This is a genomic window from Nocardia sp. IBHARD005 (genome assembly GCF_052814245.1).
Map to the genome: position 1 here is coordinate 5,591,708 of NZ_CP199935.1, position 21,391 is coordinate 5,613,098.

Annotated in this window: 21 protein-coding genes and 1 pseudogene; 6 read left to right on the forward strand and 16 right to left on the reverse strand. The window is 68.3% G+C overall.

Going from position 1 to position 21,391, the window contains the following annotated elements; all coding sequences use genetic code 11:
- Window positions 1-110: 110 nt before the first annotated feature.
- From nrdR to ACTWPB_RS26340, 3 genes are all read right to left on the reverse strand, one after another.
- On the reverse strand, window positions 111-584 hold the full coding sequence (nrdR, locus tag ACTWPB_RS26330; RefSeq protein WP_101466624.1) for a transcriptional regulator NrdR: 474 nt from the start codon (window positions 582-584) through the stop codon (window positions 111-113).
- A gap of 57 nt (window positions 585-641) precedes the next feature.
- Window positions 642-1,925, reverse strand: a complete 1,284-nt coding sequence (locus tag ACTWPB_RS26335; RefSeq protein ID WP_446223194.1) for a hypothetical protein — start codon at window positions 1,923-1,925, stop codon at window positions 642-644.
- Between the two features lie 103 nt (window positions 1,926-2,028).
- On the reverse strand, window positions 2,029-2,715 hold the full coding sequence (locus tag ACTWPB_RS26340; RefSeq protein ID WP_446223195.1) for a hypothetical protein: 687 nt from the start codon (window positions 2,713-2,715) through the stop codon (window positions 2,029-2,031).
- A 308-nt stretch (window positions 2,716-3,023) separates the two neighbouring features.
- Here ACTWPB_RS26340 and lexA point away from each other — a divergent pair, with 308 nt between their 5' ends.
- A complete protein-coding gene (lexA, locus tag ACTWPB_RS26345; protein ID WP_235569435.1) occupies window positions 3,024-3,662 on the forward strand; it encodes a transcriptional repressor LexA in 639 nt (212 codons plus the stop codon).
- A gap of 140 nt (window positions 3,663-3,802) precedes the next feature.
- Here the strand turns inward: lexA and ACTWPB_RS26350 are convergent, their stop codons facing one another.
- The 6 genes from ACTWPB_RS26350 to ACTWPB_RS26375 form a co-directional block, all read right to left on the reverse strand.
- Window positions 3,803-4,711, reverse strand: coding sequence for a lysophospholipid acyltransferase family protein (locus tag ACTWPB_RS26350; RefSeq protein ID WP_446223196.1), 909 nt, complete (start codon window positions 4,709-4,711; stop codon window positions 3,803-3,805).
- A gap of 98 nt (window positions 4,712-4,809) precedes the next feature.
- Window positions 4,810-6,243 (reverse strand): GTPase HflX, encoded by a 1,434-nt coding sequence (hflX, locus tag ACTWPB_RS26355; RefSeq protein WP_446226489.1) that lies wholly within the window; start codon window positions 6,241-6,243, stop codon window positions 4,810-4,812.
- Between the two features lie 172 nt (window positions 6,244-6,415).
- A complete protein-coding gene (dapF, locus tag ACTWPB_RS26360; protein ID WP_446226490.1) occupies window positions 6,416-7,297 on the reverse strand; it encodes a diaminopimelate epimerase in 882 nt (293 codons plus the stop codon).
- A 44-nt stretch (window positions 7,298-7,341) separates the two neighbouring features.
- Entirely contained in the window at window positions 7,342-8,178 is an 837-nt protein-coding gene (locus tag ACTWPB_RS26365) for a TrmH family RNA methyltransferase (protein WP_446223197.1), read from the reverse strand.
- Window positions 8,175-9,113, reverse strand: a complete 939-nt coding sequence (gene miaA, locus ACTWPB_RS26370) for a tRNA (adenosine(37)-N6)-dimethylallyltransferase MiaA (protein ID WP_446223198.1) — start codon at window positions 9,111-9,113, stop codon at window positions 8,175-8,177. The genes ACTWPB_RS26365 and miaA overlap by 4 nt, the downstream gene beginning before the upstream one ends.
- Window positions 9,103-9,882: a hypothetical protein gene (locus ACTWPB_RS26375; RefSeq protein ID WP_446223199.1), complete on the reverse strand. Its 780-nt coding sequence runs from the start codon at window positions 9,880-9,882 to the stop codon at window positions 9,103-9,105. The genes miaA and ACTWPB_RS26375 overlap by 11 nt, the downstream gene beginning before the upstream one ends.
- A gap of 263 nt (window positions 9,883-10,145) precedes the next feature.
- Here ACTWPB_RS26375 and ACTWPB_RS26380 point away from each other — a divergent pair, with 263 nt between their 5' ends.
- Window positions 10,146-11,525, forward strand: a complete 1,380-nt coding sequence (locus ACTWPB_RS26380; RefSeq protein ID WP_446223200.1) for a DUF349 domain-containing protein — start codon at window positions 10,146-10,148, stop codon at window positions 11,523-11,525.
- A 57-nt stretch (window positions 11,526-11,582) separates the two neighbouring features.
- Here the strand turns inward: ACTWPB_RS26380 and ACTWPB_RS26385 are convergent, their stop codons facing one another.
- Together ACTWPB_RS26385 and miaB are read right to left on the reverse strand one after the other, a co-directional pair.
- A complete protein-coding gene (locus tag ACTWPB_RS26385) occupies window positions 11,583-12,182 on the reverse strand; it encodes an Rv2732c family membrane protein (RefSeq protein ID WP_446223201.1) in 600 nt (199 codons plus the stop codon).
- A gap of 89 nt (window positions 12,183-12,271) precedes the next feature.
- Window positions 12,272-13,828 (reverse strand): tRNA (N6-isopentenyl adenosine(37)-C2)-methylthiotransferase MiaB, encoded by a 1,557-nt coding sequence (gene miaB / locus ACTWPB_RS26390; RefSeq protein ID WP_446223202.1) that lies wholly within the window; start codon window positions 13,826-13,828, stop codon window positions 12,272-12,274.
- A 241-nt stretch (window positions 13,829-14,069) separates the two neighbouring features.
- On the opposite strand from miaB, the gene ACTWPB_RS26395 reads away from it, so the two are divergent.
- From ACTWPB_RS26395 to ACTWPB_RS26410, 4 genes are all read left to right on the forward strand, one after another.
- Complete coding sequence (locus tag ACTWPB_RS26395) at window positions 14,070-14,798, forward strand: amino acid ABC transporter ATP-binding protein (RefSeq protein ID WP_446226491.1); 729 nt, start codon at window positions 14,070-14,072, stop codon at window positions 14,796-14,798.
- A 35-nt stretch (window positions 14,799-14,833) separates the two neighbouring features.
- A complete protein-coding gene (locus ACTWPB_RS26400) occupies window positions 14,834-15,670 on the forward strand; it encodes a glutamate ABC transporter substrate-binding protein (RefSeq protein WP_446223203.1) in 837 nt (278 codons plus the stop codon).
- 90 nt (window positions 15,671-15,760) lie between these two features.
- Window positions 15,761-16,432 carry an amino acid ABC transporter permease gene (locus tag ACTWPB_RS26405; RefSeq protein ID WP_446223204.1) on the forward strand — a complete coding sequence of 224 codons (672 nt, stop codon included), beginning with the start codon at window positions 15,761-15,763 and terminating at the stop codon, window positions 16,430-16,432.
- Window positions 16,429-17,319, forward strand: coding sequence for an amino acid ABC transporter permease (locus tag ACTWPB_RS26410; protein WP_446223205.1), 891 nt, complete (start codon window positions 16,429-16,431; stop codon window positions 17,317-17,319). The genes ACTWPB_RS26405 and ACTWPB_RS26410 overlap by 4 nt, the downstream gene beginning before the upstream one ends.
- A 113-nt stretch (window positions 17,320-17,432) precedes the next feature.
- On the opposite strand, the pseudogene ACTWPB_RS26415 reads toward ACTWPB_RS26410, so the two are convergent.
- The 5 genes and pseudogenes from ACTWPB_RS26415 to ACTWPB_RS26435 all read right to left on the reverse strand — a co-directional run.
- Window positions 17,433-17,567 (reverse strand): annotated as a pseudogene (locus ACTWPB_RS26415) (3-hydroxyacyl-CoA dehydrogenase NAD-binding domain-containing protein); the annotation flags it as partial.
- A gap of 22 nt (window positions 17,568-17,589) precedes the next feature.
- Window positions 17,590-18,570: a glycine betaine ABC transporter substrate-binding protein gene (locus ACTWPB_RS26420; protein WP_446223206.1), complete on the reverse strand. Its 981-nt coding sequence runs from the start codon at window positions 18,568-18,570 to the stop codon at window positions 17,590-17,592.
- Window positions 18,567-19,373, reverse strand: coding sequence for an ABC transporter permease (locus ACTWPB_RS26425; RefSeq protein ID WP_446223207.1), 807 nt, complete (start codon window positions 19,371-19,373; stop codon window positions 18,567-18,569). Before ACTWPB_RS26425 ends, ACTWPB_RS26420 begins: the two co-directional genes overlap by 4 nt.
- A gap of 178 nt (window positions 19,374-19,551) precedes the next feature.
- A complete protein-coding gene (locus tag ACTWPB_RS26430; RefSeq protein ID WP_446223208.1) occupies window positions 19,552-20,721 on the reverse strand; it encodes an ABC transporter ATP-binding protein in 1,170 nt (389 codons plus the stop codon).
- Window positions 20,718-21,365: an ABC transporter permease gene (locus ACTWPB_RS26435; protein ID WP_446226492.1), complete on the reverse strand. Its 648-nt coding sequence runs from the start codon at window positions 21,363-21,365 to the stop codon at window positions 20,718-20,720. The genes ACTWPB_RS26430 and ACTWPB_RS26435 overlap by 4 nt, the downstream gene beginning before the upstream one ends.
- Window positions 21,366-21,391: the final 26 nt, after the last annotated feature.

The window sequence follows — 21,391 nt, forward strand, 5'->3', positions numbered from 1 at the left end:
GCCACCGAATTCTTGTGGACCCAAGGTCTGGGAGTGCTCAGCCGAGACAGCGTGCCGTTGCGAGGTGGCAGCCGGCCGCGGCCCCGCGATGAGCCAGGGCGCGTCGTAGGTCAGTCGGTCGCGGCGACCGCGGCAGCCGCGCGGGCCGCCCGCATCTCGGTGATCTCGCGTTCGAAATCGGCTGCGCTGGTGAAGGATCGGTACACCGAGGCGAAGCGCAGGTACGCCACTTCGTCGAGGTCGCGCAGCGGGCCGAGGATGGCAAGGCCGACCTCGTGGCTGGGTACCTCGGGAGAACCCTTGGCGCGCACCGCGTCTTCGACCTGCTGGGCGAGCAGGTTCAGGGCGTCGTCATCGACTTCACGACCCTGGCAGGCCCGGCGCACACCGACGATCACCTTCTCGCGGCTGAACGGCTCGGTCACGCCACTGCGCTTGACCACCGACAAGATCGCCGTCTCCACGGTGGTGAATCGGCGCCCACAGCTCGGGCAGGAACGACGGCGGCGGATCGCGGTGCCCTCCTCGGCTTCCCGCGAGTCGACGACGCGCGAGTCGGGGTGTCGGCAATACGGGCAATGCATCCGAGGGTTCCTTCGTCGATGCGCATTTCTATTCCATGGCTCTTGACAGGATACCGGTCAGGATGGCACAACCCGCCACTGCGTGGTCAGGTCCGCGATGATGTCGGGCAGCCGGGCGAGCATCCGGCCCCGGTCGAGCTTGACGGTGAACGGTTCGCGATACACCGTCACCGCGCGTGCCGGGTCGGTCACGAGGTCGAGATGGCGTGGCAGCAGGTCGGCGGTGATGTAGTCCCAGCGGGTCTCACGATCGGCCCAGTTGAACGCGGGCAGCGGCATCCGCAGACCCAGCGGCGCCCCCGCCGCGATCGGCGACCATACCGTGACCGGCGCGTACACGCCCGGAGCGCGGGTGCCGGGGACGGCGGGCTTGCCCGCCACGGTGGTGACGTAGGTGAGTACTCGACCCCTACCGTCGCGACCGCGCGAGGTCACATCCCACTGGTCGGCGACGATCTGGTTCTGTTCCCGATCGGCCATGGCGACCAGCGCGTCGGCACGGCCCGCTTCGGTGCCGCCGTCGATCCCGTTCCAGGCCACCCGCATGCCGTCGTCGAGCAGGCCGGCCGCATACATCTCGTCGATGCCCGCCATCCCGTCGGCGAGATAAGCCTCGTGCATCGGGACCAGGTCGATGAAGATGTGTTTCTGCATGATCATCAGCCGGGTCTGATACCAGGCGAGGTCGGCGGCGGTCAGCCGCGGACCGAGGGCAGCCAGGCCGGTGACATCGGACGGGACCCCGGTGAGCAGTTCCGGCGGGGTGGCGCGAAGCAGGTCGGCGACAGCGGTACCGAGTTCGTGGATCCCCCCGACCGAGACGGCCCCGGCGATGTCGCCGACGTCGAAGAAGCCCGCCGCGAAGGACGCGCCCGCGATGCCTGCCATGCCCGCCCAGTAGAGATCGGGCCGGGCGGCGGCGAGGCGGAAGTAGTTCACGTACACCTGGCTGAAGGTGGCCGAATTGGCCGCGACGCCACGCTCGGGCGCCCAGGCTTCGAGGTCGATCGCGGCGTTATCGGTGGCTACGACGAGCCAGTACTGGTGCAGCAGCGTCGCATACCGCGTCGGGTCGATGCCGTCGGCCCGCGCCTGGGTCAGCGCTTCCCGCAGGGGTGGCTGTGCGGACGGAAGCTCCGGGTGCAGCCCGCCACCGTATTCGCCGTCACCGTTGAGAGCGGGCAGATCGAGGTACTCGGTATAGGCGGGAACCGCGTGCGCGGCGGGTACCACCAGCGCACCGAGCATCGCAGCGAGCAGTAGAGCGATCGAGCAGCGGCGCACCGAGACCTCGCATCCGGGTTCGACCGGGGACCCGCCCCGATTCAGGATGCCCGTCACCGTAGCAACGTGTTCTAGTTTCAGGGTGCGATTCGTCGATACCGACGATCTCGCACGCTGCCGAAGACCTCCCCGAAAACGTTTCCGCGCAGCTATTTTCGACTCATCGACCCGGCTCGATCCGCGCGCCGGACCCGGCCCCCGCCTGCTCCGAGATTCCGGGGATCGTCGAGTCGACGTGGTCGACGAAACTGCCCGCGCGTACGTGCGCCAGCCCGAGGAGAGCCACAACGATCAGCGCGGTCACCAGCGCCGTCACGGCCAGCGCGGCGAACCCGACCTTGGCCTGTTCGACTCGGTGCAGCGGATGTAGGCCCCGCGCAAGGCCGGCACGCACGGGACCGCGGGCATACAGCGAGAGTTCGCTGCGCGGTGCTCGATGGTGCGGGCCGCGATCCGCCGACGGGCGAGCGACCGCGCGGGTTCGGCGCGCAGGTTCGCTGCGGGGCACGGTGGCGAAGGCGAGATCGAGCTCGGCGTCGGTGAGTTCGATACGCCGGGCGACGCGGACGATATCGGCGGCGGGCAGGGCGTCGACGGGCGCACGCAACACGCCGGACCGGACGATACTGCCCGCGACTTCCGCGAGCGCCGTCGGGGCCGGGCGGGTCGAGGCGGCGCTTGCGATCGGCGCTTCGACCGTCTGATTCTCGGTGCCTGCCGACTGCGGCATCGCCGGCCGGACCAAGACGAAAGGCCGTGGCGCGCGGGCGGTCCGGCGCCGACGGAGAATCGGCTCCGAGGCCGGGATGGGGTCTGCGGAACGCAGGGCGCTGGTTGCTGTGCTCATCGGAAGAACCTCCGGGGTGGTGTGCTCCGCTGCTGCAAGAAAAGTACTGGTGAGGCGGCGATGCCTCCCGTTGTTCGAACACCTGTGCGACGAACTGATGTTCGATTTCTACCAGATTCCCGCGCCGCTGTCAGCACGAAACGCCCGACATGCTCGAACAGATGTTTGATAGTTCGGCGTGGCCCGACTAGCCTCGAGATGGCGAATTCGACAACTCAGAAGGGCGGGACACGGTGACCCACACAGACGACACGGGTGACGAAAGCGGCACCGGCACCGTCACATCGGGATCCGGGACGGATCTCACCGTGCGTCAGCGCACGGTCCTCGATGTCATCCGTTCCTCGGTGACCGAACGGGGCTATCCGCCCAGCATCCGCGAGATCGGCGACGCGGTCGGCCTCACCTCCACCTCCTCGGTGGCCCATCAGCTGCGCGCCCTCGAACGCAAGGGCTATCTACGCCGCGACCCGAATCGCCCGCGCGCGGTGAACGTCCGCGGGCTCGACGAGGCGGTCCGCTCGGTCACCACGCTGCCCCAGCAGACCGACGAGGTGGACCCGAGCCGCCCGACTCCGACGTTCGTCCCGGTCCTGGGACGGATCGCCGCCGGTGGCCCGATTCTGGCCGAACAGGCCGTGGAAGATGTTTTCCCGCTGCCGCGCGAACTCGTCGGCGAGGGTTCGCTGTTCCTGCTCAAGGTGGTCGGCCAGTCGATGATCGACGCGGCGATCTGCGATGGCGACTTCGTCGTGGTGCGTCAGCAGAATGTCGCCGAGGGTGGCGATATCGTCGCCGCGATGATCGACGGCGAGGCCACCGTGAAGACCTTCAAGCGCAGCGGCAAGGACGTGTGGCTGATGCCGCACAACCCACACTTCGAGCCGATCCCCGGCAACGACGCGCAAATCCTGGGCAAGGTCGTGACCGTCATCCGCAAGGTCTAGCGGCGCGCGGTCGCGGTCATCTCCCAGATCAGCAGCTCGGCGGCGGCCACCGCGGTGGCACGGTGGCCGCCCGTCGGGGTCAGGCGGACGGCGTCGCCCTGTGCCCTGCGGCGCCGATCCAGCCGATCAGGCGGTTCCGGTCACCAGGGCAGCGCGTTGCGCAGGCGGCCCACCAGGGTGCGGCCGGAATCGCGGTCGCGCTCGTTGAACAGGAACTGCAGTTCCTCTTCGAGACCCTTGCGCACCACATCGCGCAGATCGGTGGCCGCACCGTCGAGGTCGTCGGCCGCCATCCACGGCGTGGGGTCGATGGGGGCACCCGCGGAGAAGTAGAACCGCTCCGGGCGGGGCAGTACCGTCGGGCCGACACCCTTGACCAGCGGCGGGTTCAGCTCGGGATTGATGCCGAGCAGGCGGCAGGTCCAGCGCAGCGGAGCCATCACCGGATGCTGACCGTCGAAGACGATGTCGTAGGCGTCGTCGATGCCGATCATCGCCAGCGGCACGATCGGCACCCCCGCCTGAATCGCCATCCGCGCGAAACCGGTGCGGCCCTCCCACTTGAGCACGTACTTCTCGCCCTTGCGGCGGATCGCCTCGCGGCCACCACCGGGGAACACCACCACCGCTTCCCCGCGCTCGAGCAGCGCCAGGCAGTTCGCGCGGGTACCGCGGACAGCGCCGAAGTGATGCAGGAAGTCCCGCACGCCGGGCACCATCAGCACATGCTCGGCCAGGCCGCGCACCAGCCTGCCGCGCACCCGCAGGATCTCCGGCATGATCAGCGGCGCGTCGATCCCGCCGAGCAGATTGTGGTTGGCCACGATCAGCACCGGCCCTTCGGCCGGGATGTTCTCCAGACCGTAGAACTTCGGGCTGGTCCACCACCGCACCGGCGCGAACAGCACTTCGAATGCGCGCATGTCCCATTCACTCGGCGCCGGATTCAGCGGCGCACCGTCCGACAAGACCTCGCCGGACCGAACAGGATCGCCCTGCGCGACCCCGTTCTCCTTCACATTCTTCGTACCATCATGGTCGTTCGACATAACACCCTCCTGCAGTCGATATTCGACCATAGCGTCCGAAAATGCCTGTGTCGCATCGACATTTGTCCCGCAACCAGCGGGCAAATCCGCGACAAGGATCAGCTGAGCGCCGGCTCGGAAGGGCCGGAATGGGCGTACTCGGACAGTGCCGCGGCCAAGGCGTGCGGCACGCGTGCGCGAACCCGGGTGCCACCTTCCTCGTGGTCGGCGGTGACGATCCGGCCGTCGGCGTGGATGCGGGCGAGCAGGTCGCCGCGACTGTAGGGCAGCAGCACACTGATGTCGACATCGAGTCCGCCGAGCACCTCGGAGAGCCGCTCGCGCAACTCGTCCACCCCCGCGCCGGTCTGCGCGGAGACGAAGGCCGCCTGCGGCAGCATGCCGCGCAACCGGGTGAGCTCGTTCGGATCGGCGGCGTCGATCTTGTTGACCACCAGCAGTTCCGGCGGGGCAGGCGTGCCCTGCTCCCTGATCACCTCGGTGATCACCTCGCGCACCGCCCTGATCTGCTCGAGCGGCAGCGGGTCGGCGCCGTCGACGACGTGCAGCAGCAGGTCGGCGCCGGTGACCTCCTCCAGCGTCGAGCGGAAGGCCTCGACCAGCTGGGTCGGCAGGTGGCGGACGAAGCCGACGGTGTCGGTGAACACCATCTCGCGGCCGTCGTCGAGCGCGGCCCGGCGGGTGGTCGGGTCGAGGGTGGCGAACAGCGCGTCCTGCACGAGCAGGCCCGCGCCGGTGAGCGCGTTCATCAGGCTGGACTTGCCGGCGTTGGTGTAGCCGACGATCGCGATCGAGGGCACCCCACTCTCGCTGCGGCGCGCGCGCATGGTGTCGCGGGCGGTCTTCATCTCACGGATCTCGCGGCGCAGTTTGGCCATCCGCTCCCGGATGCGTCGACGATCGGTTTCGATCTTGGTCTCACCGGGACCACGCAGACCGACGCCACCGCCGTTGCCGCCCGCCCGGCCACCGGCCTGGCGCGACATCGACTCACCCCAGCCGCGCAGGCGGGGCAGCATGTACTCCATCTGCGCCAGCGAGACCTGGGCCTTGCCCTCGCGGGAAGTGGCGTGCTGGGCGAAGATGTCGAGGATCAGCGCGGTGCGGTCGATGACCTTCACCTTCACGACCTTCTCCAGCGCGGTGAGCTGCGCGGGCGTGAGCTCACCGTCGCAGATCACCGTGTCGGCGCCGGTGTCGAGAACGACCGTGCGCAACTCCTCGGCCTTGCCCGAGCCGATGTAGGTGGCCGGGTCGGGCTTGTCGCGGCGCTGGATCAGCGCCTCGAGGACCTCCGAGCCCGCCGTCTCGGCGAGCGCGGCCAGCTCGACCATGCTCGCGTCGGCCTGGGCGACACTGCCGGTGGTCCAGACACCGACCAGCACGACGCGCTCGAGGCGCAGCTGGCGGTATTCGACCTCGGTGATGTCGGTGAGTTCGGTGGACAGCCCGGCGACGCGGCGCAGCGAGGTGCGCTCGTCGAGCTGCATCTCGCCGACCGTCGGGTCGGCCGCCCAACCAGGCTGTTTCATGCGGGCCGCGTGGCGGGCCAGCGCATCATCGACGTCACCGCGATCGGCGGCCACGTCGGGATCGGCCGCGGTGGTGTGCTCGGCCGATGTGGATTCTGTGGGTTCTACTGGTTTCGTCATACGTTCTCTATGCTGCCACGTCCAGGTGACAGCGTGCACGCGGTTATCGGTGCTACTGCGCGTCCCACCAGTCCCGCGACAGCGCGCCCGCGGCCAGCAGCACCGAGGGGCCGCGCAACCAGGCCCGTCCGTCGGCGATGCCCACACGGACCTGTCCGCCGGGTACGCGCACGGTGACCTCGCCGGATCCGGTGCCGATCGACACCCCGGCGGCGGTCAGCGCGGCGGCGGCCGCGGCCACGGTCCCGGTCCCACAGGAACGGGTTTCGCCGACGCCGCGTTCGTATACGCGCATGTCGACGGCGTTGTCGGCGTCGAGCGCGGTGAGTATTTCGACGTTCACTCCGTGCGGGAAAAGGTCGGGGTCGAAGCCGGGCGACACGCTCAAGTCGAGTTTGGCGAGCGCGTCGACAGTCAGTCCGTCGTCGACGCAGGCCAGGTGCGGATTGCCGACATCGATGCCGATACCGGCCAGGGCCCAACCGGCCAGGGTGGCGGTGGAGGGGCCGAGTTCGCGAACGACACCCATGTCCACGGTGACCTCACCGTCGGTCGGCCCCGCGGCGTGCACGACGACCGGACGGGCGCCCGCGCGGCTGCCGACGACGTACTCGGTGCGCTCTTCCAGCCGGGTGGCGTTGAGGTAGTGCGCGAAGACCCGCACGCCGTTGCCGCACATCTCGGCGATCGAACCGTCGCCGTTGCGGTAGTCCATGAACCAGTCGTCGGCGCCGACACCCTCGGGCAGCGCTGCCAGGACACCGGCCGCGCGCAACGCACCGGCCTTCGCCACGCGCAGCACACCGTCGGCGCCGAGGCCGCGCCGGCGGTCGCACAGTGCGGCGACGCGGTCGACGGTCAGGTCGAGGCGCACCGCGAGATCGGGCAGCACCACGAAATCGTTCTGGGTGCCGTGGCCCTTGCTGAATTCGATGTCGGACACGTCCGTCATTCTCCTCTGCGCCGCTGTCGGGTGTACTACCGGGCGAACGTGCGCCGCTGCCTGGCGATCTCGTAGAGGCTGATCGCCCCCGCCGACGGCGCGCCGAGCGAGCTGGCGGTGCCGCCCATCGGGATGGTGACCAGGTCGTCGCAGGCATCGGCCCAGGCCGAGCTCATGCCGGTGGTCTCGTTGCCGACGACCAGGATGGTGGCCTCGGTGAAGTCGTGGTCGTAGAGGGTGCCCGGCGCGTCCTCATCGGTGCCGACGATGCGGGTGGGGATGCCGCGAGCCTGTTGGCGGTCACGGAATTCGAGCACCTGACCGGGGCCCGCCGCGCGCAGCACCGGCATCGCGAACAGCGAACCGGTCGAGGCGCGCACGGCCTGCGGGTCGAACTGGTCGGCGCCGTGGCCGGTGACGATCACCCCGGACGCGCCGAAAGCGTCCGCCGAGCGGATCAGGGTGCCGAGGTTGCCGGGCGAGTTCGGGCGATCGAACACGACCACGACGGGTGCGTCCTCCCCCGGTTCACCGGGTGCGTAATCGGCCAGGTCGGGGTGCTGTGACACCGCGACCGCCACGATCTCCGGCGCGCTCGCCGCCTTCTCCCCCAGCTCGGCCATGAGTTCGGGGACCAGGCCGACCTGCGGCACCTCGGCGGTGTCGAGAATCTCGCGCGCCCAACTCGACAGCTCGGGGCCGCCGAGCCGGTAGAGCAACGTTTCCAGCGGCCAGTCATTGGCCAGTGCCTGGGTGATCGGGCGCACGCCTTGCACGAGGAACCGGCCGTCACGATGACGTTTGGTCCGGTTGTTGAGGTAGGCCTGCCACACCTGCACCGAGGCGTTGCGGGTACTCACTCGTCGCGTCACTGCGCTGTCCGTCCTATCGGGTCGGTGTTCGATTGTCGGAGCAGCGCCAGCGCGGTCGTGGCGAGCTCGGGATCGGCGCCGTCGACCCAGGAGACCCTGGGGTCGCGGCGAAACCACGACCGCTGCCTGCGCACGTATCGGCGGGTGCCGATCAGGGTGCGCTCGCGCGCGTGGTCGAGATCGTATTCGTCGTCGAGGTAGGCCAGTACCTGGGCGTAGCCGATGGCGCGGCGGGCGGTCTGGCCCTCGCGCAGGCCCACCTCGAGCAGTCCGCGGACCTCGTCGACCAGACCCGAATCGAACATCAGGGCGGTGCGGGTCTCGATGCGGGCGTCGAGCGCGGCCGTCTCGCGGTCGACGCCGAGAATCGCGGTGTTCCAGCGTGGGATGCCGATGGTCGGGGCCGAGGCGGCGAACGGGCGGCCGGTCAGTTCCACGACCTCGAGCGCGCGCACCATGCGCCGGCCGTCGGTGGGCAGGATGGTGGCCGCGGCGACCGGGTCGGCCTGCTGTAGCGCCGCGTGCAGCGCCTGCACGCCGCGCTCATCCAGGAGTGCTTCCCAGCGAGCGCGGACCTCGGGGTCGGTGGCCGGGAAATCCCACTCGTCGAGCAGGGCCTGCACGTACATCATCGAGCCGCCGACGATGACCGGGGTCTTTCCGCGCGCCATGATGTCTTCGACGATGGCGCAGGCCGAGCTCTGGTAGGCGGCGACGGTCGCGGTCTCGGTGACATCGAGAACGTCGAGCAGATGATGCGGGATATCGCGGCGCTGGTCGGGCGGCAGTTTCGCGGTGCCGACATCCATCCCGCGGTAGAGCTGCATCGCGTCGATGTTGACGATCTCGCCGCCGAGTTCGGTAGCGAGATCGAGTGCGAGGTCGGACTTGCCGGTGGCGGTGGGGCCGACGACCGCGATCGGTCTACGCGTCACTCGCCGCTACCTTCCTGTCCACAGGTTGCCACACGCTCACGTCGTAGCCGACGCCGAAGGGCGCGCCTTGGTACAGCGTACGTACCCGCGGATCGGCCGAATCCGTGGCGAACAGACCACCGAGTACCTGGTAGGCGGCCCGTCCGTCGACGAGCAGCGCCGCGCACAGGTGCGGCTCCAGCGCGGCCAGCCCCGCCCGCGAACCCGTGCGCAAGGCGGCGTCGAGGTCGTGCTGAACCGCGGGGGCCCGCTCGTCGAGATAGCCGGGCGCCTTGACCGTCAATGTCGCGGCACCATCGGCGACGACGAGCACCGCGTACGGGTCCTGCTCGCTGTCGAGCTCGCCGCGGAGCGCGGCGCCTGCCTCGGCACACGCCGCGGGCGAAGCGTCGGCGGCGAACAGCCGGGCGCGCACCGAAATCCGCGGTGCGGCCTGCTCCCGCAACCATCCGGCGATCAGTAGCGGAAGGGGAAGCTGGGCGTCTGCTGGACCGGGCTGCTCGCCCGCCGGACCGAGCCCGACGACGACATCGGCGCCGAACCCACGAAAGGTTCCCCGCGTCGCCGAACCGTAGATCCGGTCATGGCTGCCGACGCCGACAACGATCCACCGCTGCGCGGTCGCGGCGAGGGTGGCCGCGGCGGCCAGGGCGGCCGCGCGCAGCACCACGGTCGGATCGTCGGGATCGCTGCCGGACACCGGGACTCGCCCACACAGTTCGGGCACCAGCATCGGCGGCGACGGGACCAGGGCCGCTATCGAGAACACGCGGTAACCGTAGCCGCAGCGCGCACCGTGGCCCGCATCCGGCGCCGCGCGGGCGTGCGGGGGTCTGCGAGTGTCCGGCGTAGCGATGCTCGTCGAGATTGCTAGTGTTTTCAGGTGCGACTACCCACGTCGTCCGGGACGAAATCCCAGGAAATCCGCTATCCGATCCTCCGGATCGATGGTTTCCGCGGCTCGAACCGGGTTCAATGGGATGTGCTAGGGCGTAACCAGGCAGCCGTGACGCGCGGCAGGGACGGAGAGCAATGACCGACAGCAACGGAACCGCGAAGCCCACCCCAGGTCCGGCCCCGCGACCGTCCGGTACCCCCAAGCCCGGCGGGAATGCTGCGCGTCCGCCGAAACCGCATGCCGTGAAACCGGCGCCGGGCCCCGATCAACCGCATCCGCACGCTGTGATCGTGCCGAGCGCCACCGACCCGAGCAAGTGGGGTCGCGTCGACGAAGACGGCACCGCCTGGGTGCGGACCACCGAGGGCGAACGAGTCGTCGGTTCCTGGCAGGCGGGCGACGTCACCGAGGGCCTTACCCACTTCGGCCGCCGCTTCGACGATCTCGCGACCGAGGTCGCGCTGCTCGAGGCCAGGCTGGCTGCGGGCGCGGATGCCCGCAAGACCAAGGCCGCCGCGCTGGCACTGGCCGAGACGCTGCCGACCGCGGCCGTCATCGGCGACATCGACGGCCTCGCGGCCCGTCTGCAAGCCATCACCGAGCACTCCGAGGAAGCCGCCGCGCACGCCAAGGAGGAGAAGGACCGCGCCCGCCACGAGCACACCGAGCGCAAGGAAGCCCTCGCCGCCGAGGCCGAGCAGATCGCCGCCGACTCCACCCAGTGGAAAGCCGCGGGCGATCGGTTGCGCGAGATCCTCGACGAGTGGAAGTCGATCCGCGGTGTCGACCGCAAGGTCGACGACGCGCTGTGGAAGCGCTACTCCAAGGCCCGTGAGGCGTTCAATCGCCGTCGCGGCGCCCACTTCGCCGACCTCGACCGCGAACGCGCCACCGCCAAGACGCGCAAGGAAGAGCTGTGCGTGCGCGCCGAGGAACTGGCCGACTCCACCGACTGGACCGGCACCGCCGCGGTGTTCCGCGACCTGCTCTCGGAGTGGAAGGCCGCGGGCCGGGCACCGCGCGAGGCCGACGAGTCGCTGTGGCGGCGGTTCAAGAGCGCCCAGGACGTGTTCTTCGCCGCCCGCAACGCGGCGGTCTCCGAGCGCGACGCCGAATTCGACCACAACGCCACCGCCAAGCTGGAACTGCTGGCCGCCTACGAGCACATCGACCCGGCTAACGGCGTTGACGCCGCCCGCAACGCGCTGCGCGAGCTGCAGGACAAGTGGGATGCCATCGGCAAGGTTCCCCGCGAGCGCATGCAGGAGCTGGAAGCCAAGCTGCGCGCCATCGAGAAGCGCGTGCGCGACGCGGCCGATCAGCAGTGGCGTCGCTCCGACCCCGAGGCGGTCGCGCGGGCGGCGCAGTTCCGTGAGCGGGTCGCCCAGTTCGAGGAGCAGGCCGCCAAGGCCACCGCGGCGGGCAAGAAGCGCGATGCGGACAAGGCGCTCGAGCAGGCCAAGCAGTGGCGCGAATGGGCCGAGGCCGCCGAGGGCGCCGTCAGCAATCTGTGAGTGCGAGACAGGGAAACCCCCGACCGATCGGTCGGGGGTTTTCCTGTCCTCGCAGGATTATTCTCCGGTGAGGCGCTTGCGGTCGCGATCCTCGGCTTCGCGTGCCGCGTTGCGACGCTGCTCCTCCGCGGCGAGCTGCACGGCGGTGCGGCTCCAGACCACGCGGACCCAGTGGAAGGTGAGCACCATGATCGCGATGGTGCCGAGGATCAGGCCGATGCCGGGGCCCGCGCCCTCGTAGTTGCCGAGGCCGGGGGTCTGGCGGTGCCAGATCGAGAGCACGCCGAACACGCTGCCCACGGCCGAACCCGCGCAGGCTATCCAGGCCAGCACCCACCGGCGGGTGGTCAGCGCCAGCAGCGAGAAGCCGACACCGAAGACGATCACCAGCCACACGAAGATCCGCGACGGCAAGCCGATGTGCTCCACGCCCGCGGCGTCGGTGTCGAGCAGCACGTCGAAGCCGCGCGCGGTGCCCGCGGTCGGCAGTACGAGCGAGATCAGCAGCGCGAAGACCGCACCCGCCACCACCAGCGCCCGCGCGCCGGGGTCGATCTCGCCGGCGATGCGGCGCTCGACCGCGTCGAGCTCACCGCGGAACTGTTCGAAATCCTGGTCGTTGCGCGCCGGGTTCACCGCGTGTCCGCTCCTGTCCACAGGCTGATCGTTGGCGGGTCCCACTGTGCCATCACCGGACGCACCGTTCGCATCCGACCCACTACGACCGGTAGTAGATTCGTCGTCGCTCACGACGCGCAGCCCGTCGAACAGCCGGTCTCGACCGTCTCGACGACCGGTGCGCCGATGCGGGGCAGCCCGAGCCCGACACCGATCGGCGCCGTCTTGGGCGTGATGCCACGTTCGTGCGCGTCACCGGCGGCGGTGCGCCGATGCGACTTCACCGCACTGTCGGCGATGAGGTGGTGCGGTGCCGCCTCGGTGATGTCGACGGTGACGATGTCGCCCGGCCGGATGCCGGTCACATCACCGGGACGGAAATGCACCAGCCTGCCGTCGCGCGCGCGACCGCTCATCCGCGCGGTCACCGCGTTCTTCTTGCCCGCGCCCTCGGCGACGAGCAGTTCCACCTCGGTGCCGATGAGCGCCTGGTTGTTCTCCCAGGAGACCTGGTCCTGCAACGCGATCAGCCGTTCGAAGCGTTCCTGCACGACCTGCTTGGGCAGCTGATCGGGCAGTTCGGCGGCCGGAGTGCCCGGACGCTTGGAGTACTGGAAGGTGTAGGCGCTGGTGAAGCGGGCGCGACGGACCACGTCGAGGGTCTCGAGGAAATCTTCCTCGGTCTCGCCGGGGAAGCCGACGATGATGTCGGTGGTGATCGACGCGTGCGGCATCGCGGCGCGCACCTTGTCGATGATGCCGAGGAAGCGTTCCTTGCGGTAGGAGCGGCGCATCGCCTTGAGCACCCGGTCCGAACCCGATTGCAACGGCATGTGCAGCTGCGGGCAGACATTCGGGGTGGCCGCCATCGCCTCGATGACGTCGTCGGTGAACTCCGCGGGATGCGGTGAGGTGAACCGCACGCGTTCGAGGCCCTCGATCTGGCCGGTCGCGCGCAACAGCTGCGCGAAGGCACCCCGGTCGCGCGGCTGTTCGGGATCGACGAAGTTCACGCCGTAGGAATTGACGTTCTGCCCGAGCAGCGTCACTTCCAGCACGCCCTGGTCGACCAGTGCCTGTACCTCGGCGAGCACGTCACCGGGACGGCGATCCACTTCCTTGCCGCGCAGCGCGGGCACGATGCAGAACGTGCAGGTGTTGTTGCAGCCCACCGAGATCGACACCCAGCCCGCGTAGGCCGACTCCCGCTTGGCGGGCAGCGTCGACGGGAACGCCTCGAGCGATTCGAGGATCTCCACCTGGGCCTGCTCGTTGTGGCGGGCCCGCTCGAGCAGCACCGGCAACGAGCCGATGTTGTGGGTGCCGAACACCACGTCGACCCACGGCGCCTTGCGCACCACGGTCTCACGGTCCTTCTGCGCCAGACAGCCACCGACGGCGATCTGCATGCCGGGACGACCCTGCTTGACCGGGACCAGCTGACCGAGGGTGCCGTAGAGCTTGTTGTCGGCGTTCTCGCGCACCGCACAGGTGTTGAACACCATCAGATCGGGCGTCTCCCCGGTGGCGGCTTTCGTATAGCCCGCGTCCTCGAGCAGCCCGGACAGGCGTTCGGAGTCGTGCACGTTCATCTGGCAGCCGAATGTGCGAACCTCATAGCTGCGCTGCGTCACAGAGCCGTGCTGCGTCGCGCCCTCAGTCGCGTCCTGAACCGTCGAATCCACCTGTCCAGGGTACGGGCAGCCCCGGCTGTGATGCGCATCACGGTTGCGTTCACGCGATAATACGCAAAGGTAACGGGCTGCCACCGGGTTACCAGCAGGTGTCGTGTCGGCGTGCCGTCACGGCATGTCTTGGAAAGCCGGGCAATTCTCCAGAATGGACATAAGGTTTCTCACCATGACCGACGACGCCGCACCCGCGAACGGGAACGCCGACGCCGCAGCCGCCACCGCTGCTCCGCCGATGATCTCGATGCGCAACGTGGACAAACACTTCGGTGAGCTCCATGTCCTGCGCGATATCCACCTCGAAGTGCCCCGTGGGCAGGTCGTGATCGTCCTCGGCCCGTCGGGTTCGGGGAAATCGACCCTGTGCCGCACCATCAATCGCCTCGAACCGATCGACTCCGGTGACATCGCCATCGACGGCGTCGCACTGCCCGACGAGGGCAAGGCTCTCGCCGCGCTGCGCGCCGAGGTGGGCATGGTGTTCCAGTCGTTCAACCTGTTCGCGCACAAGACGATCGTCGAGAACGTCATGCTGGCGCCGACGAAGGTCCGCGGGAAGAAGAAAGACGAAGCGCGCAAGCACGCCATGGCCTTGCTCGAGCGGGTCGGCATCGCCAACCAGGCCGACAAGTACCCGGCCCAGCTCTCCGGTGGTCAGCAGCAGCGCGTGGCCATCGCCCGCTCGCTCGCGATGGACCCCAAGGTCATGCTGTTCGACGAACCGACCTCGGCACTGGACCCGGAGATGGTCAACGAGGTACTCGACGTGATGGTCGCCCTCGCCAAGGAGGGCATGACCATGCTCGTGGTCACCCACGAGATGGGCTTCGCGCGCCGGGCAGGCGATCGCGTGCTGTTCATGGCCGACGGCGAGATCGTCGAGGACACCGCGCCCGAAGCCTTCTTCACCGCACCGAAATCCGAACGCGCCAAGGACTTCCTCGGCAAGATTCTCAGTCACTGACTCGCAGCACCATTGTCACAAGGAGAAGGAAACCCATGAGGATCAATCGTGCGATGCGCGTCGGAATCGGCGCAGCGGCACTGGTATTGGCAGCCACCGTCACCGCGGCCTGTGGTGGCGGTGACGACAAGTCGGCCCTGGACAACGCCAAGGACGGCAAGCTGACCATCGGCATCAAGTTCGACCAGCCGGGTCTCGGCCTGCGCAATACCGACGGCACCTACAGCGGCTTCGACGTCGACGTCGCCAAGTACGTTGCCGACAAGCTCGGCGTGAAGGCGGACAACATCACCTTCAAGGAAGCGCCGTCGGCGCAGCGCGAGACGCTGATCGAGAACGGCCAGGTCGACCTCGTCGTGGCCACCTACTCGATCAACGACAAGCGTAAGGAGAAGGTCGATTTCGGCGGCCCCTACTACATCGCGGGCCAGGACTTGCTGGTGCCTGCCGCCAACACCGACATCACCGGTCCCGATTCCCTCGCGGGCAAGAAGGTCTGCTCGGTGAAGGGCTCCACCCCGGCCCAGAACATCGAGAAGAACTACACCCAGGCGCAGCTGCAGACCTACGACACCTACTCGCTGTGCATCGAGGCGATGCGTAGCGGTGCGATCGACGCGGTCACCACCGACAACGTGATCCTCGCCGGTTACGCCGCGCAGTCGCCGGGCACCTTCAAGCTGGTGAACAAGACCTTCACCACCGAGAAGTACGGCGTGGGCCTGAAGAAGGGCGATTCGGAGCTGCGCGGCAAGGTCAACGACGCCATCCAGGCGATGATCGATGACGGTTCGTGGAAGGCCGCCCAGGAGAAGAACTTCGCCGGTACCGGCATCACGGTGCCCGCGCCGCCGGTCGTCGACCGCTACTGATCGACCATCGCATCGGTGGCCCGGGGATTCCCGGGTCACCGATGCGATGTTGTCCTGCTGGCTTTCACACCGATCGGAGGACGCGCGTCCGTGTTCGACCTGATCTCGAGGTATGACAACCAAATCCTCGATGCGTTCTGGGTAACAATCAAACTCACCTTCTTCTCGGCGATCGGTGCGCTCGTCATCGGTACCGTCGTCGCCGGTATGCGCGTGTCTCCGATCCCGGTCGCGCGCTGGATCGGCGCGGCGTATGTGGCCATTTTTCGCAACACTCCGCTCACGCTGATCCTGGTATTCACCTCACTCGGCCTGTACAGCACCCTCGGGTGGACGCTCGGCAGTGACGAGATCAAAGTCATCAACTATCGCTGGGCGATCATCGGGCTGAGCGTCTACACCGCCGCTTTCGTCTGCGAATCGCTGCGCTCTGGCATCAATACCGTCGCGCTCGGCCAGTCCGAAGCGGGCCGATCGCTGGGCTTCGGCTTCGCCCAGAACCTCCGTTTGATCGTGCTGCCCCAAGCCTTCCGGGCCGTCATCGCACCCTTGGGCAGTGTGCTGATCGCGCTGACCAAGAACTCGACGGTCGCCTCCGTCATCGGCGTCGCCGAAGCCGCGTACCTGATGGGCGCGATGATCGAGAACGAAGCCGCCATTCTCACGATCGGTGCGATCTTCGCGCTCGGCTTCGTCGTCCTCACCCTGCCGACCGGGCTGTTCTTCGGCTGGCTGGCCAAGCGATACGAGGTGGCACGATGAGCGGCGCTTCGGTTCTGTTCGACGCTCCAGGGCCCCGCGCCCGGCTGCGGCACAACCTGTACTCGGTCCTGGTCGTGATCGTGCTCGTCGGCGCGGGCTGGTGGCTCTACGACGCCTTCGCCGACAAGGACCAGTTCACCGCGGCCAAGTGGAAACCGTTCCTCGAAGCCGAGATCTGGGAGACCTACCTCCTGCCCGGCCTGGAAGGCACCCTCACCGCCGCGGTCATCTCGATCATCGGCTCGGTGTTCTTCGGCATGATCTTCGGGATCCTGCGCCTGTCCGACCACACGTGGGTGCGCTGGGTCGCCGGGACGGTCGTCGAGCTCGCCAGGGCGATCCCGGTGCTGATCTTGATGATCTTCCTGTTCGCGGTATTCGGCGACTACGACCTGTTCCCCTCCGATCAGCTCGCGCTGGCCGCGGTGGTCATCGCGCTGGTCATCTACAACTCCGCGGTCATCGCCGAGATCGTGCGCGCCGGTATCAAGTCCCTACCCAAGGGACAAACCGAAGCCGCCGTCGCGCTGGGGTTGCGCAAGAACCAGCTCATGCGGTTGATCCTGCTCCCGCAGGCCGTCACCGCGATGCTGCCCGCCCTGGTCTCGCAGATGGTGGTCGTGCTCAAGGACACCGCGCTGGGCTACCAGATCACCTATGTGGAGCTGGTGCGGTCGGGTCAGCAAGAGGGTGCGTCGCTGCAGAACACGATCCCCGCGCTGATCGTCATCGCGCTGATCATGATCTCGCTCAACATGGCGCTGAGCTTCCTGGCCACCACCCTCGAAAAGCGGTTGCGGTCGCGGAAGAAGAGCGGTGGTGCGGTGCTGGCCGCCGACTCGATCCTCACCGACGCCGCGCCCGGCGTAGACATCACCAAGAAGTAACCGCACCAACAACAGTGGGGCCTGATCCGACCGGATCGGGCCCCACTGTTGTTCCTGGTCCTCGCCGATGAGGCCGAATGCGCGCAGCAGCGGCCCGATCCTGTTTACGGCCGAACGTAACCCGCCTTCTCCTTGTGCCATTCGATCGGCACCATACCGATGGCCTTCGCGAACTCGACCACCGCGGTGAACACCGCCGGATCGGTCCGCTCGGTGCCCATGACCTCGGCGGTGTCGAACGTCCAGACGTCGGCAAACCGCCGCGGTGGATCAGCCTGCGGTGACGAGTCCCTCGGCGACCATCCAGTCCCGGGCGACCTCGGCGGGTTCGCGGCCGTCGATGTCGACCTGACGGTTGAGTTCGGTGATCACCTCGTTGGTGAGCCGGGCCGAGATCGGGGCCATGACCCCGACGACCTGGGGGTGGGCGTCGGCGAAGTCACGGTGCATGACCAGCGACGCGTTGTACTTCGGGAAGAAGGCCCTGTCGTCTTCGAGCAGCACCAGCTCGAGGGCCGGGATGCGGCCGTCGGTGGCGGCGACCGAGCCGAATCGGCACTGTTTCGCGTCGGCGGTGGCCTGGTAGACGAGCGCGTCCTGGACGATCTGACGGTGGGCCTTGCCGAGGTCGATCCCGTAGGCGCCTGCCAGGCCGGGGTAGCCGTCCGGGCGGACATTGAACTCGGTGCCGACGCAGGTGGTCGCGGCACCGGGATCTTTCGCGATGAGGTTCGCGTAGTCCGACAGCGTCCGTACCCCGGTCTGCTCGGCGTTGCTCTTGCTCGTGACGAGGGCGTAGGTGTTGTTCATCGGCGCCATCGCCGCCCAGACCATGTCGTGCTCGGCGAGGTCGGCCTCGCGTACCGCGTCGAACTGGGCCGCCTCGGTCGGGATCGGCTTCTCCTTGCCGAGGTAGTTGATCCAGCCGGTGCCGGTGTAGTCGTAGGCGATGTCGATCTGGCCGTTCAGTTGCGCGTCGCGCAGGCTGTTGGAGCCTTGGATATTGGTCAGGTCACGCACATTCGCGCCCGCGGCCGTGAGCGCGAATTCGATCATGTAGCCCAGGATGTTGGCCTCGGTGAAATCCTTGGAGCCCACCGTGACCGCGACACCGTCGAGTTCGGGCACGGGTTCGATGCTGCCCGGGCCGACCGGCAGCGGCACCGAACCACCCGACTGCAGACCGCAACTCGCGAGCACCAGCACGCTCAGCACCGGGACGAGCCCGCGCAACAATCCGGTGAATCTCACCGCAACCCCCTCGGCCCGAGGAACTGTTCGGCCAGCGCACCGAGCCAGTCGACGAACAGTGCCAGCGCGACAGCGAGTACGGCGCCGAGTGTCAATGTCACGGTGTCGCGCAGTTTGTAGCCGGTGTCGATGAGAATGCCGAGCCCGCCCGCGCTCACCATGAACGACAGGGTGGCGGTGCCGACGGCCAGCACCAGCGAGGTGCGTAGACCGGCCAGAATGTAGGGCACGGCCAGGGGGAACTCGATGCGGCGCAACACCAGTCCGGCCGACATGCCCTGCCCCCGGCCCGCGTCGATCAGTGCCGGGTCGACCTGCTGGTAGCCCAGGATCGTATTGCGCAGGACCGGCAGCAGCGAGCAGAACACGATCGGCGCGACCCCCACCCAGAACCCGGTGGTGCGAGTCACCAGATAGCACAGCACGATCAGCCCGATCGCCGGAGCGGACGCCCCGATATTGGCGATGCCGACGAAAAGTGGTGCCAGACGACGGAATCGGGACCTGGTGAGCACTGTCGCGAGCGGCACGGCCAGCACCACAACGATGAGCACGACCGCCGCCGTGATCAGGATGTGCTGCCAGGTCACCTGGGCGACATTGCGCACGCTGATACTGGCCTGCTGGGTGACGGTGAGATCGCGCCGGAACGCCCAGACGAGGACACCGACGGTGAGGATCAGCACGATCACCGGCTGGACCAGCAGGCGCAGGAATTCGGCGCGGCGCTGGGTGGCGGGTGCGGCGGTCGCGGCGGGGACGTCGACTATCGAGTTCGTCCGAACAGAAACGGCATTCGTCATCGCGCCGCCCCCTGTGCCTGCTCGGATTCGATCGGCATTCGTGGCGCCGATCGCTCGGTGCCACGCCCGGTGCTCGACGCCGATGCCCCCGGTAGACGATGCGATGGGTCGCAGACGGCGACGCCGTCTGCTGGTGTCGTCGACCTCGGTGCGATCGGGGTCGATCGCGGCTCGGCCGTCATGCCGGCGCGGCTTCTGTCGCGGCCAGATGGCCGATCAGCGTGTCGACGGTGACGGTTCCGGTGTAGGTGCCGGTGTTGTCGACGACGACGGCGGAGGCGGTGCGTTCGGTGAGAAGCGCGGCCAGCGCGTCCTGGAGAGTGGCGTCGGCGGGAAGGGTGGTGCCGATTGGAGTGCCGAGCTCGTGCAGTGAGTCCGCGTGGGCGAGTTCGTCTGTCGAGACCCGACGCAGTGGGCGGCGCTGTGCGTCGAGGACGATGCCCCAGGTTCGGTCGGCCTCGCGCAGGGCCGTGGTCAGGGCCGTGGGAGAGTCGCTCTCCTCGACGGCGATGCCCTGGTCCAGGTCCATGTCGGCGAGGACGGTGAGGCCGAGCCGGTCGATGGTGGCGGTGGCGCCCACGAAACCGGCGACTGTCTCGTCGGCGGGGGCGGCCAGGATCGCGGCGGGGGTGTCGTACTGCAGGATGCGGGAGCGGTCGCCGAGGACAGCGATGCGGTCGCCCAGCTTCACCGCTTCACCGAAGTCGTGGGTGACGAAGACGATGGTCTTGCCGAGTTCGCTTTGCAGGCGGAGCAATTCGTCTTGCAGCAGTCCGCGGGTGATCGGATCGACCGCTCCGAACGGCTCGTCCATGAGCAGGACCGGCGGGTCGGCCGCCAGTGCCCTGGCGACGCCGACGCGCTGCTGCTGTCCGCCGGAGAGCTGGCGGGGGTAGCGGTTGCGGTAGGTGCCGGGGTCGAGGCCGACGAGGGTGAGCATCTCGTCGGTGCGTGCGGCGATGCGGCGGCGGTCCCAGCCGAGCAGGCCGGGCACCGTGGCGATGTTCTTGGCGACGGTCATGTGCGGGAACAGGCCGGCCTGCTGGATCGAATAGCCGATGCCGCGCCGCAATTGGTCGGCGTCGATCGCGCCCGCGTCGCGGCCGCCGATCGTGACGGTGCCCGAGGTGGGTTCGATCAGCCGGTTGATCATCCGCATGGTGGTGGTTTTGCCGCAGCCGGACGGGCCGACCAGCACCACGATCTCCCCGGCCGGGATGGTCATGGAGACCTCGTCGACCGCGGGTTCGGCCTGTTCGGGATAGCGTTTGGTGACCCGGTCGAGGACGATCTCGACCCCGGAGACCGCGGTAGCCGTCGCCGCCTTGGTGGTTTCGATGTCAGTCACGAATTCCCCTCGCCAATAGTGAGTCGTCCGAGCAGAACCAGGACGCCGTCGAGTGCGAGTGCGAGCACGACGATGAGGACGGTGCCGGTGAGCGCCTGCGGCACCGCGTTCGGGCTGCCGAGGCGGGAGAGCCCCGAGAAGATCACGTTGCCGAGGCCGGGGCCTTTCGCATAGGCCGCCAGTGCCAGGATGCCCATGATCATCTGGGTACTGACCCGCATTCCGGTGAGAATGGACGGCCAGGCAAGGGGCAGTTCGATCTTGGTCAGCAGGCGCAACCGGTTCATGCCGAGACCACGCGCGGCATCGGTCACCGCCGGATCCACCGACGACAATCCGAGCACCGTATTACGCAGAATAGGCAGCAGCGCGTACAGCACCAACGCCACGATCGTCGGCCCGACGCCGAGCCCGAGAAACGGAATCAGCAATCCCAGCAGCGCGAACGAGGGCACGGTCAGAATCGCCCCCGCCGTCGCGGTAGCGGCTGCGGACCCGAGCGGGCTCCGGTACACGAGCACCCCGAGCGCCACCGCGATCACGGTCGCCAGCACCAGCGACTGCACCACCGCCGACACATGCAGGTAAGAATCGACCAGCAACTGCTCCCGCCGATTCACCACGAACGACCACCACGCGTCCAGTGTCCACCTCCCCGTCGTTCGGCGGC

Bases quoted from the DNA above. Each gene is read 5' to 3' on its own strand.
- ACTWPB_RS26410 (WP_446223205.1), top strand. From the start codon at position 16,429: ATGAGCGGCGCTTCGGTTCTGTTCGACGCTCCAGGGCCCCGCGCCCGG.
- ACTWPB_RS26340 (WP_446223195.1), bottom strand. From the start codon at position 2,715: ATGAGCACAGCAACCAGCGCCCTGCGTTCCGCAGACCCCATCCCGGCC.
- ACTWPB_RS26400 (WP_446223203.1), top strand. From the start codon at position 14,834: ATGAGGATCAATCGTGCGATGCGCGTCGGAATCGGCGCAGCGGCACTG.
- ACTWPB_RS26380 (WP_446223200.1), top strand. From the start codon at position 10,146: ATGACCGACAGCAACGGAACCGCGAAGCCCACCCCAGGTCCGGCCCCG.
- nrdR (WP_101466624.1), bottom strand. From the start codon at position 584: ATGCATTGCCCGTATTGCCGACACCCCGACTCGCGCGTCGTCGACTCG.
- ACTWPB_RS26395 (WP_446226491.1), top strand. From the start codon at position 14,070: ATGATCTCGATGCGCAACGTGGACAAACACTTCGGTGAGCTCCATGTC.
- hflX (WP_446226489.1), bottom strand. From the start codon at position 6,243: ATGAAACAGCCTGGTTGGGCGGCCGACCCGACGGTCGGCGAGATGCAG.
- ACTWPB_RS26425 (WP_446223207.1), bottom strand. From the start codon at position 19,373: ATGACGAATGCCGTTTCTGTTCGGACGAACTCGATAGTCGACGTCCCC.
- ACTWPB_RS26350 (WP_446223196.1), bottom strand. From the start codon at position 4,711: ATGTCGAACGACCATGATGGTACGAAGAATGTGAAGGAGAACGGGGTC.